This window comes from Janthinobacterium sp. 35 (assembly GCF_002754575.1).
In the GTDB taxonomy this organism is placed as follows: Bacteria; Pseudomonadota; Gammaproteobacteria; order Burkholderiales; family Burkholderiaceae_D; genus Janthinobacterium; species Janthinobacterium tructae.
On the sequence record NZ_PEFN01000001.1, the window covers coordinates 3,851,657 to 3,870,259 of the forward strand.

Annotated in this window: 17 protein-coding genes; 11 read left to right on the forward strand and 6 right to left on the reverse strand. The window is 61.7% G+C overall.

Annotation, left to right across the window (positions count from 1 at the left end; genetic code table 11):
* Positions 1-10: 10 nt before the first annotated feature.
* On the reverse strand, positions 11-790 hold the full coding sequence (locus CLU93_RS17125; protein ID WP_092795825.1) for an IclR family transcriptional regulator: 780 nt from the start codon (positions 788-790) through the stop codon (positions 11-13).
* Between the two features lie 153 nt (positions 791-943).
* On the opposite strand from CLU93_RS17125, the gene CLU93_RS17130 reads away from it, so the two are divergent.
* The 10 genes from CLU93_RS17130 to CLU93_RS17175 all read left to right on the forward strand — a co-directional run bounded on the left by CLU93_RS17130 (position 944) and on the right by CLU93_RS17175 (position 9,166).
* The gene (locus tag CLU93_RS17130; RefSeq protein ID WP_099762427.1) at positions 944-1,327 is read left to right on the forward strand and encodes a diacylglycerol kinase; all 384 of its coding nucleotides are present in this window, start codon (positions 944-946) and stop codon (positions 1,325-1,327) included.
* 130 nt (positions 1,328-1,457) lie between these two features.
* Positions 1,458-2,462, forward strand: a complete 1,005-nt coding sequence (locus tag CLU93_RS17135) for a sulfate ABC transporter substrate-binding protein (RefSeq protein ID WP_099762428.1) — start codon at positions 1,458-1,460, stop codon at positions 2,460-2,462.
* Positions 2,463-2,515: 53 nt separating this feature from the next.
* On the forward strand, positions 2,516-3,082 hold the full coding sequence (locus CLU93_RS17140; protein ID WP_099764437.1) for an RBBP9/YdeN family alpha/beta hydrolase: 567 nt from the start codon (positions 2,516-2,518) through the stop codon (positions 3,080-3,082).
* Between the two features lie 42 nt (positions 3,083-3,124).
* The gene (locus tag CLU93_RS17145) at positions 3,125-3,763 is read left to right on the forward strand and encodes a peroxiredoxin (protein ID WP_099762429.1); all 639 of its coding nucleotides are present in this window, start codon (positions 3,125-3,127) and stop codon (positions 3,761-3,763) included.
* Positions 3,764-3,880: 117 nt separating this feature from the next.
* Positions 3,881-4,231 (forward strand): transposase, encoded by a 351-nt coding sequence (locus CLU93_RS17150; RefSeq protein ID WP_099759988.1) that lies wholly within the window; start codon positions 3,881-3,883, stop codon positions 4,229-4,231.
* A gap of 17 nt (positions 4,232-4,248) precedes the next feature.
* Entirely contained in the window at positions 4,249-5,133 is an 885-nt protein-coding gene (locus CLU93_RS17155) for an IS3 family transposase (RefSeq protein WP_243420400.1), read from the forward strand.
* 227 nt (positions 5,134-5,360) lie between these two features.
* On the forward strand, positions 5,361-6,224 hold the full coding sequence (gene cysT / locus CLU93_RS17160) for a sulfate ABC transporter permease subunit CysT (protein ID WP_099762430.1): 864 nt from the start codon (positions 5,361-5,363) through the stop codon (positions 6,222-6,224).
* On the forward strand, positions 6,221-7,147 hold the full coding sequence (gene cysW, locus CLU93_RS17165) for a sulfate ABC transporter permease subunit CysW (RefSeq protein WP_243420331.1): 927 nt from the start codon (positions 6,221-6,223) through the stop codon (positions 7,145-7,147). The genes cysT and cysW overlap by 4 nt, the downstream gene beginning before the upstream one ends.
* A 1-nt stretch (position 7,148) precedes the next feature.
* The gene (locus CLU93_RS17170) at positions 7,149-8,219 is read left to right on the forward strand and encodes a sulfate/molybdate ABC transporter ATP-binding protein (protein ID WP_099762431.1); all 1,071 of its coding nucleotides are present in this window, start codon (positions 7,149-7,151) and stop codon (positions 8,217-8,219) included.
* A gap of 14 nt (positions 8,220-8,233) precedes the next feature.
* The gene (locus tag CLU93_RS17175; RefSeq protein ID WP_099762432.1) at positions 8,234-9,166 is read left to right on the forward strand and encodes a CysB family HTH-type transcriptional regulator; all 933 of its coding nucleotides are present in this window, start codon (positions 8,234-8,236) and stop codon (positions 9,164-9,166) included.
* On the opposite strand, the gene CLU93_RS17180 is transcribed toward CLU93_RS17175, so the two are convergent.
* From CLU93_RS17180 to CLU93_RS17200, 5 genes are all read right to left on the reverse strand, one after another.
* Complete coding sequence (locus CLU93_RS17180) at positions 9,163-9,516, reverse strand: MmcQ/YjbR family DNA-binding protein (RefSeq protein WP_099762433.1); 354 nt, start codon at positions 9,514-9,516, stop codon at positions 9,163-9,165. The two genes, CLU93_RS17175 and CLU93_RS17180, sit on opposite strands and share 4 nt — an antisense overlap.
* Complete coding sequence (locus tag CLU93_RS17185; RefSeq protein ID WP_099762434.1) at positions 9,513-10,124, reverse strand: immunity protein Imm33 domain-containing protein; 612 nt, start codon at positions 10,122-10,124, stop codon at positions 9,513-9,515. The genes CLU93_RS17180 and CLU93_RS17185 overlap by 4 nt, the downstream gene beginning before the upstream one ends.
* 135 nt (positions 10,125-10,259) lie before the next feature.
* Positions 10,260-12,680, reverse strand: a complete 2,421-nt coding sequence (locus CLU93_RS17190) for a TonB-dependent receptor plug domain-containing protein (RefSeq protein ID WP_099762435.1) — start codon at positions 12,678-12,680, stop codon at positions 10,260-10,262.
* 294 nt (positions 12,681-12,974) lie between these two features.
* On the reverse strand, positions 12,975-14,021 hold the full coding sequence (locus tag CLU93_RS17195) for an aldo/keto reductase (protein ID WP_099764439.1): 1,047 nt from the start codon (positions 14,019-14,021) through the stop codon (positions 12,975-12,977).
* Positions 14,021-15,070, reverse strand: coding sequence for a quinone-dependent dihydroorotate dehydrogenase (locus CLU93_RS17200; protein ID WP_099762436.1), 1,050 nt, complete (start codon positions 15,068-15,070; stop codon positions 14,021-14,023). Before CLU93_RS17200 ends, CLU93_RS17195 begins: the two co-directional genes overlap by 1 nt.
* 182 nt (positions 15,071-15,252) lie before the next feature.
* Between CLU93_RS17200 and CLU93_RS17205 the strand changes: the two genes are divergently transcribed.
* Positions 15,253-18,564: a S41 family peptidase gene (locus tag CLU93_RS17205; protein WP_099762437.1), complete on the forward strand. Its 3,312-nt coding sequence runs from the start codon at positions 15,253-15,255 to the stop codon at positions 18,562-18,564.
* Positions 18,565-18,603 lie beyond the last annotated feature (39 nt).

Genomic DNA, 18,603 nt, shown 5'->3' on the forward strand with positions numbered 1-18,603 from the left:
CCCTGTTTCTTTAGTCTTGGGGTATAAACCCCAAAGTCACTGAAATCTGGTTCGCCGTTTCGACCAGGTCGACCAGCCACTCATCCTGCAAGCGGTCGGCCGGCGCCGAGATCGACAGGCCGGCGATCAGCTTGCCCGAGTCGTCGCGGATGCCGGCGGCCATGCAGCGCACGCCCAGTTCCAGTTCTTCATTGTCGCGCGCATAGCCGCGCTCGCGCACCAGGCTCAGTTCGCGTTCCAGTTTCAGCAGATCCGTGATGGAATTCTTGTTGTGCCCGGCCAAGCCCGTGCGCGTGGCGTACGCGCGGATGGCTTTCGGCTCGTCGACTGACAGGAACAGCTTGCCGGTCGAGGTCAGGTGCAGCGGGCCGCGGCCACCGATGGCGCGCACCACCTGCATGCCCGAGCGCTCGGAAAAGGCGCGGTCGATGTAGACGATCTCGTCGCCCTGGCGCACGGACAGGTTGATCGTTTGCTGGGTTTTCTTGTGCAGCTGGCGCATGAAGTCCAGCGCCGCTTCGCGCACGCTGAGGCGGCTTTTCACGACATTGCCCAGTTCCAGCAGGCGCATGCCCAGGCGATACGTGCCCGGTTCGATGCGGTCGACAAAGCGCGTCAGCACCATGTCGTTGAGGATGCGGTGCGCCGTCGACGGGTGCAGGCCGGAAACTTTCGACAATTCCTTCAGGCTGACCGGGTCGGAATATTTGGCCAGGGCATCAAGCAGGGCGACCATGCGTTCGATCACCTGGATCGTCGTCTTCGGGGCAGCGACCGGTTCAATTTTCATGATGGATTTGGTGCAATGCAGTATTCATTCTTCTTTATACCATGATGTGAAAAAATAGTGAAATGTTCCGAGATATTCAGCGAATAAATTGTCACAATTCTCATGTTGGCCGTCATAATTGACGGCTGGACGTACTTTGAACCATGGAAAACTATGCAACCTGTCAATGAATTCAAGAGCAAGAGCGGCTTGAAACGGATTTTCTCCGCCTTTTTCTACTCGCTCGACGGCCTGAAGGCGGCCTGGCGCCATGAACATGCGTTCCGCCAGGAACTGGGTTTGTTCGTCGTCGGCACGCTGATCGCCTTGCTGCTGCGCATCTCCGCCTTTGAAAAACTGGTGCTGATCGGCGTGCTGCTGCTGGTCTTGATCGTCGAATTGATCAATTCCGCGCTGGAAGCCGTGGTCGACCGCATCTCGCTTGAGCTTCATCCGCTGTCGAAAAACGCCAAGGACTTCGGCAGCGCCGCCGTGTTGCTGACGTGCATCCTGGCCTTCGCCACCTGGGCCGTCGTATTATTTAATCGTTTTTATTAACTGCTTTATCCCCGTTGCGCGCCGCCCATATGTGAAAAACGCATATCAAACGGCGAAACGCTTCGTTCTCTTTGCGGCCGTTGCGCCGTAATCTGGTGGCTCTGAAAGTTCAACCACACGGGGATCTTAGATGCTGTCGAAAAAAATCATCATTGCCGCCGCCCTCAGCGCGTTTGCCATTCTGCAAACGGCGCAGGCCGCCGATATCACCCTGCTCAACGTGTCGTATGACCCGACGCGCGAGCTGTACCAGGATGTGAACACGGCATTTGCCAAGGAGTGGAAAGGCAAGACGGGCGACAACGTCAAGATCAAGCAATCGCATGGCGGTTCCGGCAAGCAGGCGCGCGCCGTCATCGACGGCCTGGAAGCGGACGTGGTCACGTTGGCCCTGGCCTACGACATCGATGCACTGGCCGAGCACAAGCTGCTGGCCGCCGACTGGCAAAAGCGCCTGGCGCACAACAGCGCGCCTTACACCTCGACCATCGTGTTCCTGGTGCGCAAGGGTAACCCGAAAGGCATCAAGGATTGGAACGACCTGATCAAGCCGGGCGTGTCCGTCATCACGCCGAATCCGAAAACCTCGGGCGGCGCCCGCTGGAACCATCTGGCAGCGTGGGGCTACGCGCTGCGCCAGCCGGGCGGCAACGAAGCCAAGGCCAAGGATTTCCTCGGCAAACTGTATAAAAACGTGCCCGTGCTCGATTCCGGCGCACGCGGCGCCACCACCACCTTCGTTGAACGCGGTATCGGCGACGTGCTGATCGCCTGGGAAAACGAGGCTTACCTGGCCGTCAAGGAACTGGGCCCAACCAAGTTCGACATCATCACCCCGTCCGTCAGCATCCTGGCCGAGCCGCCCGTCGCCGTCGTCGATAAAGTTGCCGACAAGCACGGCACGCGCAAGGTGGCCGAGGCTTACCTGAACTACCTGTACACGGACGAAGCGCAAGACATCATCGCCAAGAATTACTACCGTCCGGCAACGGACAAGGCGGCGAAGAAATACGCGTCGCAGTTTGCCAAGGTCAAGCTGTTCACCATCGAGCAAGTGGCCGGTGGCTGGACGTCGGCCCAGAAGGCGCACTTTGCCGACGGCGGCATCTTCGACCAGATTTATCAGCCGAAGTAATCTTCACCGGCAGGCGGCAACGCTTGCCGGAATCGATCACGCAAGGACACATCATGGCGCTGCGCAGCTTTTCCGATTACCGGGTACTGATCGTGCCGGGCTTGCATAACAGCGGTCCCGAGCACTGGCAGAGCCGCTGGCAGCGCCTGTATCCGCAATTCGAGCGGGTCGAGCAGGATGACTGGAACGAACCCGACCTGGCCACCTGGTCGGCGCGCCTGGACCAGGTGCGGCGGCAAGATGCGCGCCCCACCCTGATCGTCGCCCACAGCTTCGGCTGCCTGGCGACGGCGCACAGCCTGGCGCGCGACCCGCAGGCCGTGGCCGGCGTGCTGCTGGTGGGGCCTGCCGATCCGGACAAGTTTGGCGTGGCGAAAGCCCTGCCGCAAAAGCGCTTGCCTTGCCCCGGCATATTGATCGCCAGCCAGACGGACCCGTGGATGACGGCCGAGCACGCGGCGCAGTGGGCACGGCGCTGGAATTGCAAGTATATTGATGGCGGTGCACTGGGCCATATCAACGCCGAGTCGCGCCTTGGCGATTGGGTCTACGGCCAGGCGCAACTGCAAACGCTGTTTGATCTGGCGCAAAGCGACAAGCGCCACCGTCAGGCAGCCTGATACGACGAACATCCCGCCACACAACTTTTCAAGGAGAGCACGATGACTTTACGCCTGGGCGATGTCGCCCCTGATTTTGAACAAGACAGCTCGATCGGCCCGCTCAAGTTCCACGAGTGGGCTGGCAATTCCTGGGTGGTGCTGTTTTCCCACCCGGCCGACTTTACCCCCGTGTGCACGACGGAGCTGGGCCTGACGGCCAAGCTCAAGCCGGAATTCGACAAGCGCAACGTAAAGGCCATCGCCCTGTCGGTGGACGCGGCGGAGTCGCACAAGAGCTGGATCAAGGATATCGAAGAGACGCAAAACACGGTGGTGGGCTTTCCCATCATCGCCGACGTCGACAAGAAAGTGTCGGTGCTGTACGACATGATCCACCCGGAGCAATCCGTCACGGCCACCGTGCGCTCCGTCTTCATCGTCGACCCGAACAAAAAGGTGCGCCTGATCCTCACGTATCCGCTCAGTACGGGCCGCAACTTCAATGAAATCCTGCGCGTCATCGACGCCCTGCAACTGACGGACGGCTACACGGTGGCCACGCCCGGCAACTGGCAAGATGGCGACGACGTCATCATTCCATTGACCGTGCAAGACCCGGACGTGATCAAGCAGAAGTATCCGAAGGGATTTACGGCGGCGAAACCATACCTTCGTTTGACGCCGCAGCCAAACAAGTAATTCCGGGGTCAGTCGCTGATATACCCCAAAAGCAAGTTCTGGGGTCGGACTGAGCTAGCCCGGATTTGATGGAGGGTCACTAATTTGAGAAAATAGTGACATCCAAAGGAATCCATCATGACCAAGAAGCCATCGCTTGCCGTATCAGACGCTGTTCCCGCTACGCAAGTGCGGCGGGAACGCACCGTTTTCTCCAGGCAGTTCAAACTCACTGCTGTAGAGCGCATGCAGGAACCTGGCTGCAGCCCGGCCGCCTTGGCGCTGGAACTGGGCATCCGCCGCAATCAGCTGTACAAGTGGGCTGCCGCGCTCAAGCAAGCTGGCGAACTGCCGGCGCCGAAAGTGGTAACGCCTGTCTCGACCACGGATCTGGCCAAAGAGAATGTCCGTTTAAAGCGTGCACTGCAGGCTTCGCTGGAGGAGAACGCCATCTTAAAAAAGCTCGATGCGTACTTAACGCGGCGTTAAAGCACAAGTACGCTTTCATTACCGCGCACCAAGCCGAGTTTCGGCTCGCCGCGATGTGCCGGGTACTGCAGGTCAGTCCCAGCAGTTATTATGCGGCCGCGAAACGGTTGCCCAGCTTGCATGACACTGTCGATCTGGCGCTGCGCGAGGACATCAAGCGCCTCCATGCAGAACATCGCTGTGCGCCGGGCGCGGTCAAGACCTGGCGGCTGTTGCATGCGCAGGGAATCATCTGCGGCAAGCACCGCGTGGCACGCCTGCGCAAGCTCGATGGCATTACGTCGATGCGCCGGCAGCGCTTTCGTGTCATGCAGACACATCAACACACCGAGCCTCCAGCGCCTGATTTGTTGCAACGGAAGTTCAATGTTGCCGCGCCCAATACGGCCTGGGTGGGCGATATCACGTCGATACGTACGCGTGAAGGATGGCTGCATCTGGCCATCGTGCTCGACCTGTTTGCACGCCGGGTGGTGGGATGGTCGATGGATACGTCGCAGCCTGCCATGCTGCCCATCGCGGCCTTGAGGATGGCCATTGCGCAGCGCAAGCCGCCTGCCAATCTGATCTGTCATACCGATCAGGGCAGTGTGTACGGATCGGCGGCCTATCGCAGCGTGCTGCAGGAACATCAGTTGCGGCCCAGCATGAGCCGGCGTGGTAACTGCCACGATAACGCCGTGGCCGAGAGCTTCTTCTCGCAGCTGAAAAACGAAATCACGCACAATACGACGTATGCCACACGCGAAGAGGCCAAGGCTGCTATCGTCGATTACATCGAGGTGTATTACAATCGGATGCGCTTGCATCAAAGCTTGAAATACCGCACCCCAATCGAGGTTGAGGTGCATTACGCATCGATTAAAAATCCCCCGCACCGCGAGGGAGTGACTCTCCATTAAAACCGGGACACCTCAGACCCTCAGGGTCCGACCCCGGCATTTCGCAGGGGTTTCTCAAGTGACACTTAAAAAACGCACCTGTCCGGTGCGTTTTTTTTCGCCCAGCACTTTGATAGCGAAGTATGCAAAATCCATCTAAGCAAATGAGAAATGGTTAGTTCTTTTTATAACGATTGCATGTGAATATTGCACCCTATAACTCAAAAATGTAATAAGAAGGGGTTTCTATGTCTGCAGCATCAGCAGCACCGGTCAAGGCGCGCGGCGCGCCGTTTCGGGTCATGCCGGGTTTCAAGCTGTCACTGGGCTTCACGCTCTTTTACCTGGCCTTGATCGTTCTCATTCCGCTCTCGTCGGTGTTCCTGAAAACCTTCACCATGACGTGGGACGCCTTCTTCAGCGCCGTCACGTCCGACCGTGTGATGGCGTCGTACCGGCTGACGTTTGGCGCCTCGCTGATCGCCGCCCTGCTGAACGTGGTGTTTGGCGGCATCCTGGCCTGGGTGCTGGTGCGCTATAAATTCCCCGGCAAGCGCATCATCGACGCGCTGGTCGACTTGCCGTTCGCCTTGCCGACGGCCGTGGCCGGCATCACCCTGACGGCCCTGTATTCCTCGAACGGCTGGTTCGGCCAGTTTATCGAAGGCGTGCTGGGCATCAAGGTGGCGTTTACGCCGCTGGGCGTGGTGGTGGCGCTGACCTTCATCGGCTTGCCGTTTGTCGTGCGCACCGTGCAACCGGTGCTGGAAGACGCGGAAAAGGAACTCGAAGAAGCGGCCGCCAGCCTGGGCGCCAATTCCTGGCAAACGTTTATTCGCGTCATCTTTCCCACGATTTTGCCGTCCTTGCTGACGGGCTTTGCGCTGGCCTTTGCCCGCGCCACGGGCGAGTACGGTTCGGTGATCTTTATCGCCGGCAACATGCCGATGGTGTCGGAAATCACGCCGCTGTTCATTATTACCAAGCTGGAGCAATACGATTACGCGGGCGCCACGGCCATCGCCGTGGTGATGCTGGTGGTGTCCTTCCTGCTGTTGTTAACGATTAACCTGCTGCAAGCATGGACGCGCGGAAAGGCGAAGAAATCATGAGTACGAATATCACTGCCGTGGCGACTGTGGAAGATCCGCTGCCAAAGGCGCGCCGTTTCGAACCGAACGTCGGCCCCGTCGTGCTGGAACCGTTGTGGGTGCGCACGGTATTGATCAGCATCGCCCTGCTGTTCCTGACGGCATTCCTGATCGTGCCCCTGGTGGCCGTGTTTGCCGAAGCGTTCAAGAAGGGCTGGGAAGCGTATATCGCCGCCATCATCGATCCGGATGCGATTTCCGCCATCAAGCTGACCCTGATCACGGCGGCCATCGCCGTGCCGCTGAACCTGGTGTTCGGCGTGGCGGCATCGTGGTGTATCGCCAAGTTCGAGTTCCGCGGCAAGAGCATCCTGCTGACCCTGATCGACTTGCCGTTTTCCGTTTCCCCGGTGATTTCCGGCCTGATCTATGTGCTGATGTTCGGCGCCCAGGGCTGGTTCGGTCCGTGGCTGCAGGAACACGACATCAAGATCCTGTTTGCCGTGCCCGGCATCGTGCTGGCCACCATCTTCATTACCTTCCCCTTCGTGGCGCGCGAACTTATCCCGCTGATGCAGTCGCAGGGCAGCGAAGAGGAAGAGGCCGCCCTCGTGCTGGGCGCGTCGGGCTGGAACACGTTCCGCCGCGTGACTTTGCCAAATATCAAGTGGGGCTTGCTGTACGGCGTGATCCTGTGTAACGCCCGCGCCATGGGCGAGTTCGGCGCCGTGTCCGTGGTCTCCGGCCATATCCGCGGCGAAACCAACACCATGCCGCTGCAGGTGGAAATTTTGTACAACGAGTACAACTTTGCCGCCGCGTTTGCCGTCGCCTCCCTGCTGGCCTTGCTGGCCTTGGTGACCCTGGCCTTGAAAGCTTTTATTGAGTGGCGTTTGAACGAGAGCGACGCCGACGATTCCGCCTTACGTTCTACGGAGCACTGATATGACCATCGCAGTTAAAAACATCAATAAACGTTTCGGTGATTTCGTCGCCCTCGACAATATCTCGCTGGACTTTCCCGCCGGCGAACTGACGGCCCTGCTGGGCCCGTCCGGCTGCGGCAAGACCACCTTGCTGCGCATCATCGCCGGCCTCGAACATCCGGACAGCGGCCAGGTGCTGCTGGACGCGGAAGATGCGTCGAACCGCCATGTGCGCGAGCGGCAAGTGGGTTTCGTCTTTCAACACTATGCGCTGTTCAAGCACATGACCGTGTTTGAAAACGTGGCCTTTGGCCTGCGCGTGAAGTCGCGCAGCGAGCGCCCGTCGGAAGACCAGATCCGCCGCAAAGTCAAAGATTTGCTGGAACTGGTGCAGCTGGACTGGCTGGCCGACCGCTATCCGCCGCAGTTGTCGGGCGGACAACGCCAGCGTATCGCCCTGGCGCGCGCACTGGCCGTCGAACCGCGCGTGCTGCTGCTCGACGAGCCGTTCGGCGCTTTGGATGCCAAGGTGCGCAAGGAATTGCGCCGCTGGCTGCGTCGTCTGCACGACGACTTGCACGTGACCAGCATTTTCGTCACGCATGACCAGGAAGAAGCGCTGGAAGTGGCGGACCAGGTCGTGCTGATGAACAAGGGCACCGTCGAGCAACTGGGTTCGCCGGAGCAGGTGTACAACCATCCCGCGTCGCCGTTTGTGTACGGTTTCCTCGGCAACGTCAACCTGTTCCATGGCCGCGTGCATGACGGCGTGATGGCGACCGGTGACGCCAGCTTCGACGTGCCCGACTATGCGGGTGTGAGCGACAGCAAGGGCACGGCCTATGTGCGTCCGCACGACCTGGAAATCGACCGCTACACGCAGGGTGCCGAAGGCATCGTCGTGAAACTGAGCCGCGCGCATGCGATCGGCCCGCTGGCCCAGCTGGACTTGCAGCGCATCGATAACAGCGAACTGATCGAAGCGGTGATGTCGAACGAGCGTTTTACGCATCTGCAGCTGAAGGAGGGCGAGACGCTGGTTGTGCGCCCGAAACGATTACACGTGTTCGTTGAACCGACAAGAACCTAAGAGGCTGGAACACTATGAATTTTCAACAACTGCGCTCGATCCGCGAAGCGGCCCGCCGCGGCTATAACCTGACGGAAGTGGCCAACGCCCTGTTCACGTCGCAACCGGGCGTGAGCCGGCAAATCCGCGAACTCGAGGACGAGCTGGGCGTGGTGATTTTCGAGCGCAACGGCAAGCGCTTGACGGGCTTGACGGAGCCGGGCAAGGGCATTTTGAAAATCGTCGACCGTCTCTTGATCGAGGCGGAAAACCTGCAGCAGGCCAGCCTCGAATACAGCGGCCAGACCAGCGGCACTCTCTCGGTGGCGGCCACGCACACGCAGGCGCGCTATGCGCTGCCGAAAGTGGTGCAGGGCTTTCGCGCCGCCTATCCCGACGTGCGCATCGCGCTGCAGCAAAGCGCGCCCGAACACATCGCGGAATGGGTGTTGTCGGGCAAGACCGATATCGGCATCGCCACGGAAGGCCTGAGCCAGTTCCCCGACCTGGTGTCGTTCCCGTGCTACCGCTGGAGCCATCTGATCGTCGTGCCGGATGGCCACCCGCTGCTGGAACACTCGCCGATCCGCCTGGAAGACCTGGCCAAATATCCCTTGATTACCTACGACAAGGGTTTCACGGGACGGGGCCATATCGACGATGCGTTCGCCAAGGCGGGCGTGGCGACCGACATCATCCTCACCGCCATGGATTCCGACGTCATCAAGCAATACGTGGCGCTGGGCCTGGGCGTGGGCATCGTGGCCTCGATGGCCTTCGACCATGGCCGCGACAAGGGCTTGCGTGCCGTGGAAGCGTCGCATCTGTTCGCCAGCAACACGACGCGCCTGGCCGTGCGTCGCGGCGCCTACCTGCGCGCCTACGCCTACGAGTTCATCTTGCAACTGGCGCCGGATCTGACGCGCGCAGACATCGACCGCGCCATGGCGGGCGAGGAAGCGCTCTAGGCGATGGCCGCCCTTTGCGCGCGCGTCAGGCTGGCCACGGCGCGCGCGTAGCTATCCTGCACCAGTTGTGCCAGGTAATCGCTGGGGAAACGCGCCACGTCGACGATGGTGACCCAGTGAAAGCGGCCCATGTAGCGGGCCGGTTTCACGCCGGGCATGTCCGTCAGTTCAATAAAGCGCTCCGCGCTGACACGCAGGCTGAAGCGCCACTGCTCCGGTGCGCTGGTCTTAAAGTAGGCAAATTTCTTGCCACTCACTTCAAGCACGAGGATGTTCGACGGCGCACCGTACAGCACGGCTTGCGCGCCGGGCAGGGCCGCGCAAAAATCCTTCAATTCATCAGTTGTCATTCGTCCACCGCCACGAATTGTTGCGAGTTGTGGTCGAAGGCATAGGCCGACCCGGCTGGAGCATCGAGCAGCGCAATAAAACGGTCGTCCACGCTGAGCACGGCACCGAGCGACACCAGGGCCACGTTGGCGCTGTCGTTGATGTAGTCGTCGCTTTCGTCGTTGGCCGTGAAGCGCCAGCCGCTGTCTTCGCCGTTGTCCGGCTCCTCGCGGTACAGATAGCCGACGGGCGCGCCGTCTTCCAGTACGCGTTTTGTCACAAAGCACAGGCCTGCATAGCGGTTGACGAGATTGTCGTCATCGTCGTGCTGGGTATTGATGATGTGGCGCGCTTCGAAGGCGATGGCGTCCTTGGCGTGCAGATCAGCGATGTAGCCGGGCATGTTGTCGAGCTTGCCCGTGAAGTGGCCATTCGCTTCCAGCGTATCAACCAGCACCCACATGCGCTCGGCGCCCGGTGCTTGCGGATCGTCGCTGTGGAAGGCGAAGATCAGCTTGACCACCTCGCCGGGGCGCACCTGGGCGATGGCCTCGGGCGGCGATTTGTAGAAGGTGTAAGGGTGGCGCGCCGCCAGTTCGGCAGCGTCGGTCAGATGCCAGCTGGGCATGGTATTCCGTCGTCAGAGTGGGCGAATGTCCATGGTAGCCTATTGCTGGCCAGGATGGCCACCTGCACGCCAGGGCTGTATTTGCTCGGTCGGAATAAAAAACGGGAGGCAAATGCCTCCCGTGCTGTGTTGCTATTACCAGCTATACCCCGCCTTGGCGTAGTAATAGCGGCCGTTGAAGCCGTTTGGCGCGAAGATGCTGTACGGCTGGATGCCGTTGACGTTCAGGTTGCCGTTGCTCGTCACTTGCGCCGGGTAGCGGTTGGTGACGTTGTCGATGCCGGCCACCAGGCGCCAGTTCTTGCCCAGCCTCACGGAACCGGACACGTCCAGTACCCATTGCGGATCATACGTCTGGTCCAGCTTGGCATCGTTCTGCGGCACGGTGAAGCTGCCGTAGCGCGTCACCAGGCCGTGCACGTTCCAGATGCCGAAGCCATAGTCGGCGGCCAGGCTGAACTTGTCCTTCGGCGACGCCACCGTGGTGCGCGCTATGGTCTGGCGGTCGATCAGTTTCAGGTTGTTGGCCGTCAGGATGGCCGGGTTGTCCGCCACGCGCTCCACTGAACTCTTGTTGTGGTTGTAAGCCACGGTCAAGTCCAGGCGGTTTTTCTCCTGCAGGTCGATGCGGTAGGTGCTGACGATGTCCACGCCTTCGGTGCGCGTGTCGACGGCGTTGGTGAAGTAGCGCGCTGCTGTGACGGGGGCGCCGGGAGCTGAAACGAGTTGTTGCAGCGTGGCGTTCAGTTGCAAGTTACCCGAGAACAGCACGCGGTTATCGATGTCGATGCGGTAGGCGTCGATGGACGCGGTGAAGTTGCGGCTAGGCTGGAATTGCAGGCCCAGGCTGTAGTTGCGGGCCTTTTCCGGTTTCAGGTTTTGCGCACCCAGGGCGCGCGCTTCTGGCGTGTTGACGGCGTAGGTGGCCGTTTCCAGCGGGGTGTTGACGAGATCTTTTACGATGAAGCTTGTGGTGGTGATGGTGTAGTACTGCTGCGCCAGCGACGGCGCGCGGAAGCCGCTCGACACGGTGCCGCGCAGAGACAGCGCATCGCTGAACGAATAGCGGGCCGAACCCTTGGCCGAAGTGGTGCTGCCGAAATCGCTGTAGCGCTCATGGCGCAGGGCCACGCCACCGGACAGGTTTTTCGTCGCTTCCGCTTCCAGGTTGACATAGATCGATTCGTTGTGGCGCGAGTGGCTGCCCGCGTTGGCGGGACGGTAGCCGGAGAAGCTTTGCGAACCGCTGCCGAAATAGGATGCGGGCTCCCCAGCGCCTATCGTGTATTTTTCATGGCGCGCTTCCGCGCCCACGGCCACCGTCAGCGGCCCCGTAAAGTAAGACACGGGAAATTCGCGCGCCGCATCGAGGTTCAATACGGTTTGTTCATTTTTCAGCGAGCCGGCATAAAAGTGTGTGGGGCTGTTCGCGCCTAGCGACTGGTTGACCGTGTTCTCCAGGTCCAGTTCGAACTTGTTGCTGCCGTAATTGATGCTGGCATCCCAGCGCCAGCCGGCCGCCTCGCCGCGCAAGCCGGTGACGATGGATTGGTCGGTCAGGGTACTGTTTTGCAGCGGCAGGAAGCCTTCCGGGAAGAGCGGCGTGCGCTGCGAGTACACCTTGGTGTTGGAGTCCTGTATCAGGGCCGTGCGCCAGGTGGCGGCGGCCGACGTATCGCGCTTGCCATAGTTGCCGAAGGCATACCAGTCCACATTGTCATTGATGTGGTATTCGCTGTTGAGAAAAATCGTCGCCGGTTTGCTTTCCGCGTCGCCGTAGCGCTGGTTGACCTTGCCGTAGCGCGGTTCCAGCGGATTGCGCAAATCGGCGCCGGCACGGTCGGTCGGGTCACGTTCGGCCACTTCCGCCGAGACGCGCACCCAGCCGTCGTCGCCCAGGGCGAAGCCGGCCGAACCCTTGATGGATTTTTGCTTGCCGTCGCGTTCCTGCGTCTGGCCATAGCCCACTTCGATGTCGCCGCCGGCCGCGCCTTTTTTCAGGATGATGTTGATCACGCCGGCTATCGCGTCGGAGCCGTACTGGGCCGCCGCGCCATCGCGCAGCACTTCCACGTGGTCGATGGCGGCCAGCGGGATGGCGTTCAGGTCGACGGGCGCCGAGCCGCGGCCCAGCGAGCCGTTGACGTTGACCACGGCAGACGTATAACGGCGCTTGCCGTTCACCAGCACCAGGGTCTGGTCGGGCGACAGGCCGCGCAACTGGGCCGGACGCACGGCGTCGCTGGCATCGGCGCCTGTGGCGCGGGCAAAGTTCAGCGATGGCAGCAGGCGGCTTAGCACGGTAGCCAGTTCGCCCGAACCCGTGCTTTGCAGGTCGCGCGAGGTGAGGATGTCGATCGGCGATTCGGAATCGATGGTGCGGCGGTTCTTGGCGAAGGTACCGGTGACCACCACCGATTGCAATTCCCCTTCGGCCGGCAGCTCTTGCTGCGCTTGCACATGCAATGGCAGGCTGAAGCAGGCGATCAGGCTGGCGGCGATAACGGTTTTCACGGGGAGGGCGGGATGCTGGGAGCGGGCGGTGCTTGAACTCATCGACAATATCTCTTCGGTTAGTGGTTGCGCGGACCATGGCGGTCCGGTGACGAAATCAGCTTAGCAGCGGGCGAACGGCGTGCTTACGAATTGTTCTGTCTATCGATATGCAATAAATATCTGATACTCGTCAACATGGCGCGAGTAGTGCATATGGCCTTGTCTCCAGCATACGACCGGGCATGGCAGGCTGCAATGCTGCACCGCAGTAAATTGTTGGCTGTTGTATAAATACGACTATCCGCGAGGAGCGTGGGGTATCTGGCGGCGGCATGCTCCGCCAGATGGTGGCGCCTACTGGCCCGGATTGGGCGCGCTGGCGTGGATGGCGTCGACGGCCGCCAGCAGTTCCGGCGACAAGCTGACTTCATGCGCATCGATATTTTGCTGCAGTTGCGCCACGCTGGTGGCGCCGATGATGGTCGAGGCCACGAACCAGCGCGTATAGCACCAGGCCAGCGCCAGCTGTGCCGGCGTCAAGCCGTGCGCGCGGGCCAGCGCCGCATACTGGCTGGCTGCCGCGATGGTGGCAGGGCGCACGTAGCGGGGACTCCAGCCGGCCGGGAAGCGCGTCAGGCGGCCCTTGGCCTGCGGATCGTCGAGGTATTTCGCCGTCAGCTGGCCGAAGGCCAGCGGGCTGTAGGCCAGCAAGCTGACGTTTTCCCTGTGGCAGGTTTCGTCGAGCAGGCTGGTTTCAAAGTGGCGCGCCGTCAGGTTGTACAGGTTCTGGATGGACGCGATGCGCGGCAAGCCTTTCAGCTCGGCCTGCTTGATGAATTCGCACACGCCCCACGACGATTCGTTCGACACGCCGATGTGGCCGATCTTGCCTTCGTCGACCAGCTTGCCCAGCACGGCCAGCGTATCCTCGATGGCCACCGAGGCGTGTTCCTTGCGCGGGTTGTACACGCTGGCGCCGAAGATGGGCAGGTTGCGGCTGGGCCAGTGCAGCTGATACAGGTCGATGTGCTCCGTCTGCAGCCGGCGCAGGCTGTCCTCGACGGCGGCGCGGATGTTGACCGCGTCGTGGTCCGTCTTGCCCTTGCGTATCCAGTGCATGCGCGAGTTTGGCCCGGCTATCTTGCTGGCCAGCACGATGTCGCTGCGCCGGCCGCTTTTCTTCAGCCAGCTGCCGATATGGCGCTCCGTGCTGCCCTGCGTCTGCGCGCTGGCCATCACCGGATACATCTCCGCCGTGTCGATGAAGTTGATACCCCGTTCCAGCGCGTAATCGAGCTGGCTGTGCGCTTCGGCTTCCGAATTCTGTTCGCCGAAGGTCATCGTGCCCAGGCAGATCCGGCTCACTTCCAGGCTGCTGGCGCCCAGCTTGATCTTGTTGATCATTTCGCCTGTTTGCCGTGCAGCGCGCGTGCGCAATCCTTGATCAAGGCGGGACCGGCGTAAATCAGGCCGCTGTACAGCTGCACCAGCTGCGCGCCCGCCTCGAACTTGGCCACGGCATCCTTGCCCTGCATGATGCCGCCCACGCCGATGATGGGCAGGGCGTCGCCCAGTTCCGCCTTCAGCAAACGGATGACATTGTTCGACAGCTCGAACACGGGCGCGCCCGACAGGCCGCCCGCTTCCGCACCGTGCGGCATGCCTTCGACGGCGCTGCGCGACAGGGTCGTGTTGGTGGCGATGACGCCATCGATGCGGTGGCGCGTGAGCGACTCGGCGATGCTTTTCACCTGTTCAGCATCCATGTCCGGCGCGATTTTCAGGGCCAGCGGCACGTAGCGCTTGTGCTTGTCCGCCAGGCGCGCCTGGGCATCCTTGAGCTGCGACAGCAGGGCGTCGAGTTCGGACGCGCCCTGCAACTGGCGCAAATTCTTGGTGTTCGGCGACGAGATGTTCACCGTCACATAGCTGGCGTAGGGGTAGACTTTTTCCAGGCACAGCAGGTAGTCGTCGGCCGCCCGTTCGATGGGCGTGTCGGCGTTCTTGCCGATGTTCAGGCCCAGCACGCCGGCGCGGTTCTGGTAAAACTTCGACGCCTGCACATTGGCCACGAAGGCATCCACGCCGCCATTATTGAAGCCCATGCGGTTGATGATGCCCTGCGCCTGCGGCAGGCGGAACATGCGCGGTTTCGGATTGCCCGCCTGCGCGCGCGGCGTGACGGTGCCCACTTCGATGGAGCCAAAACCCAGGTCGGCCAGCGCGTCGATGTAGGCGCCATCCTTGTCCAGGCCTGCGGCCAGGCCCACCGGGTTCGGGAAGGTGATGCCCATCACCGTGCGCGGATCAAGGGCCGGTTTGCCGGCCAGCTTGGTCAGGCCCAGCGCGCTGGCGCGTTTCAGGGCGGGCAGGGTGAGATGGTGGGCCGCTTCGGCATCCATCGAAAACAGCAGCGGGCGGGCGAGGGAGTACAGGAATTTTTCAGACATGGGGCGCTTTGAGTGGGTGTGCGGGCTACCGGGAAGGGCTGGCGGCCGACTATGTAATTGCCGGTATTTTACCGTGTTCCGCGCCGGCTCCGGTGTATAGTTGTCATTGGCCTCAAGCAACATTGAGTCCAGCCCAGACTGTTGACATCCTCTGCTTCCTTACATAATAAGTGAGACATCGATTGAAAAAGACACGCATCTTGACGGCCATTGCGGCTGCCAGCGCACTGCTGCTGAGCCACCCGGCCCTGGCCCTGCCCAATACGCAAGACACCCGCATGCTGAGCGAACCGGCCGTCTCCAGCCGCCATATCGCCTTCATCTATGCGGGCGACCTGTGGCTGTCGAACCTCGATGGCGGCGGCGCGCGGCGCCTCACGTCCGACCTGGGCGACAAGTCCAATCCCGTCTTCTCGCCCGACGGCAGCCAGATCGCGTATAGCGCCAACATCGACGGCAATGTCGACGTGTATGTGATCGCGGCGGCGGGCGGCGTGCCGCGCCGCCTGACCTTCCACCCGGGCGCGGACCTGGCGCAGTCGTTCACGCCCGATGGCCAGGCCGTGATGTTCACCTCGCCCCGCGCCGCCTTCAACAACCGTTTTCAGAAGCTGTTCACGGTGCCGGTGGCGGGCGGCGTGGAAACCCAGCTGGAGATCCCGAACGCGTCGCGCGCCGCGTATTCGCCGGACGGCCAGCGCATCGCCTACAACCCGCTGATGCCGGCCTTCAAGCAGTGGAAGCGCTACCGGGGCGGCACCAATTCCTGGCTGTGGCTATTTTCCTCGGCCGATAAATCCATCGAAAAAATCCCCCAGCCGACGACGCGCTCGAACGACGTCGATCCCATGTGGATCAAGGACACCGTGTACTTCCGCTCGGACCGCAACGGTGAATTCAACCTGTTCGCGTATGACGTCAAGACCAAAGCCGTGCGCCAGCTGACGCAGCACACGGATTTCCCCGTACTGAACGCGTCGGCGGCGAATGGCACCATCGTCTACGAGCAGGCCGGCTACCTGCACGCGTTTGACATCGCCAGCGGCCAGGCGCACAAACTCGCCATCGGCGTAGCCAGCGACCTGGGGCAGACGCGCCCCCGCTGGGTGAAGAACGCGAAATACATCCGCGACGCGTCGATTTCGCCGTCGGGTGCGCGCATCGCCTTTGAATACCGGGGCGAGATCGTCACCATCCCCGCCGACAAGGGTGACGTGCGCAACCTGACGCAGACGGCTGGTGCCCACGAGCGCACGCCCATCTGGTCGCCCGATGGCCGCTCGGTCGCGTATTTCTCGGACGAGTCGGGAGAATATGAACTGCATGTGCGTGCGCAGGACGGCAAGGGTGCCGTACGCAAGTTCAAGCTGAATGGCAGCGGCTTCTATGACAACGCCGTCTGGTCGCCCGACAGCAAGAAGATCGCGTTTGCCGACAATGGCTGGAGCATGTATGTGATCGACGTCGGCACGGGCAAGGTGCAGAAGGTCGCTACGGAGCCGATGTATGGCGTCGACAAGAGCATGCGCGCCGCGTGGGCGCCCGATTCGCGCTGGCTGGCCTACACGCTCAATTCGCCCACCTACACGCGCAGCGCCTACATCTATTCCGTGGAGCAGAACAAGTCGACGCCGGTGACCGATGGCCTGTCCGACGTGGCCCAGCCCGTGTTCGACAAGAGCGGCAAATATCTGTACTTCTTCGCGTCGACCAACGCAGGCCCCAGCAACAACTGGTTCTCGCAGCAGAACGAAGACAACCTGGTGACGCGCACCGTGTGGATGGCCGTGCTGCGGCGCGACTTGCCGTCGCCGCTGATCAAGGAAAGCGACGAGGAAAAGGCCGCCAGCGCGGAGAGCAAGAAAGACACGGCCAAGGCGGAAGCCGAGCCGAAGAGCGAAGCGAAGGTCGATCCGAAGACGGGCCGCGACGATCCGAAAGTGGTGGTGGCGCCCGTGGCGCCGATTACCATCGATTTCGATGGCATCGCCACGCGCATCGTCGACCTGCCGCTGCCGGCCGCGCAATTCTCCAGCCTGACGGCTGGCGCTGCGGGGCAGATCTTCCTGCTGCGCGAAAGCGATGGCAAGAAGGCCGTGCAGCGCTTCGATCTGAAAGAGCGCAAGGCGGAAACCGTGGTGGCGGAAGCCGATGATTTCGAAGTGTCGGCCGATGGCAAGAAGCTGCTGTACCGGCAGAAGGACAACTGGGCCATGGGCTCCGCCACGGGCAAGTTGCTGGCGCCGGGCGAGGGCAAGATCAAGGTCGACGCCATCGAAGTGAAAGCCGATCCGCGCGCCGAGTGGACGCAGATTTTCAATGAAGTGTGGCGCATCAACCGCGACTATTTCTATGATCCGGGCATGCATGGCGTGGACTGGAAGGCCATGCGCGACAAGTACGCCGTATTCCTGCCCGAGCTGTCCAGCCGCGCGGACCTGAACCGGTTGATTCAATGGATGTGCAGCGAACTGGCCGTGGGCCACCATCGCGGCGGCGGCGGCGACGATTTTATCGAGGCGAAGAAAGTGCCGGGCGGCTTGCTGGGCGCCGATTACGAAGTGCGCGACGGCCATTACCGCTTCAAGAAGGTGTATGGCGGCTTGAACTGGAATCCGGCCCTGCGCGCGCCGCTGACGGAGCCGGGCCTGAACGTCAAGGCGGGCGAATACCTGCTGGCCGTCGACAGTCGTCCTTTGCTGCCGCCGACGAATATCTACAGCGCCTTCGAGAACACGGCAGGCAAGGCCATCGACCTGACCGTGGGGCCATCGGCCGACGGCAAGGGCGCGCGCACGATCACCGTGGTGCCCGTGCCGACCGAGGATGCCCTGCGCAACCGCGACTGGATCGAGGGCAATATGCGCAAGGTCAATGCGGCCACCAATGGCAAGGTGGCGTACGTGTACGTGCCCAATACGGCGGGCCTGGGTCACACTTACTTCAAGCGCTATTTCTTCCCGCAGGCGGACAAGCAGGCCATCATCGTCGACGAGCGTTTCAATGGCGGCGGCAGCGTGGCCGATTACTACATCGAGATCCTGCAGAAGAAGGAAATCGCCTGGTGGACCATGCGCTATGGCGCCGACATGAAGACGCCGTCCGCCTCGATCCAGGGGCCGCGCGCCATGCTGATCGACGAGACGGCCGGCTCGGGCGGCGACCTGCTGCCGTGGATGTTCCGCAAAAACAACATGGGCCCGCTGATCGGCAAGGCGACGTGGGGCGGCCTGGTGGGCATCCTCGGCTTTCCCGTGCTGATGGATGGCGGCACCATCACGGCGCCGAACCTGGCGTTCTGGACACGCGAAAACGGCTGGGGCGTGGAAAACGAAGGCGTGCCGCCCGATATCGAAGTCGAGCAAACGCCGGCCGACGTCATCGCCGGGCGCGATCCGCAGCTGGAAAAAGCGATTGAAGTGATCCAGGCCGAGCTGGCGAAGAACCCGCCCGTGCGGCCGGCACGTCCGGCGTTTCCTGACAAGAGCAAATAAAACGGAAACCCCCGTTGCAAAGACTGGGGTCGGACCCTG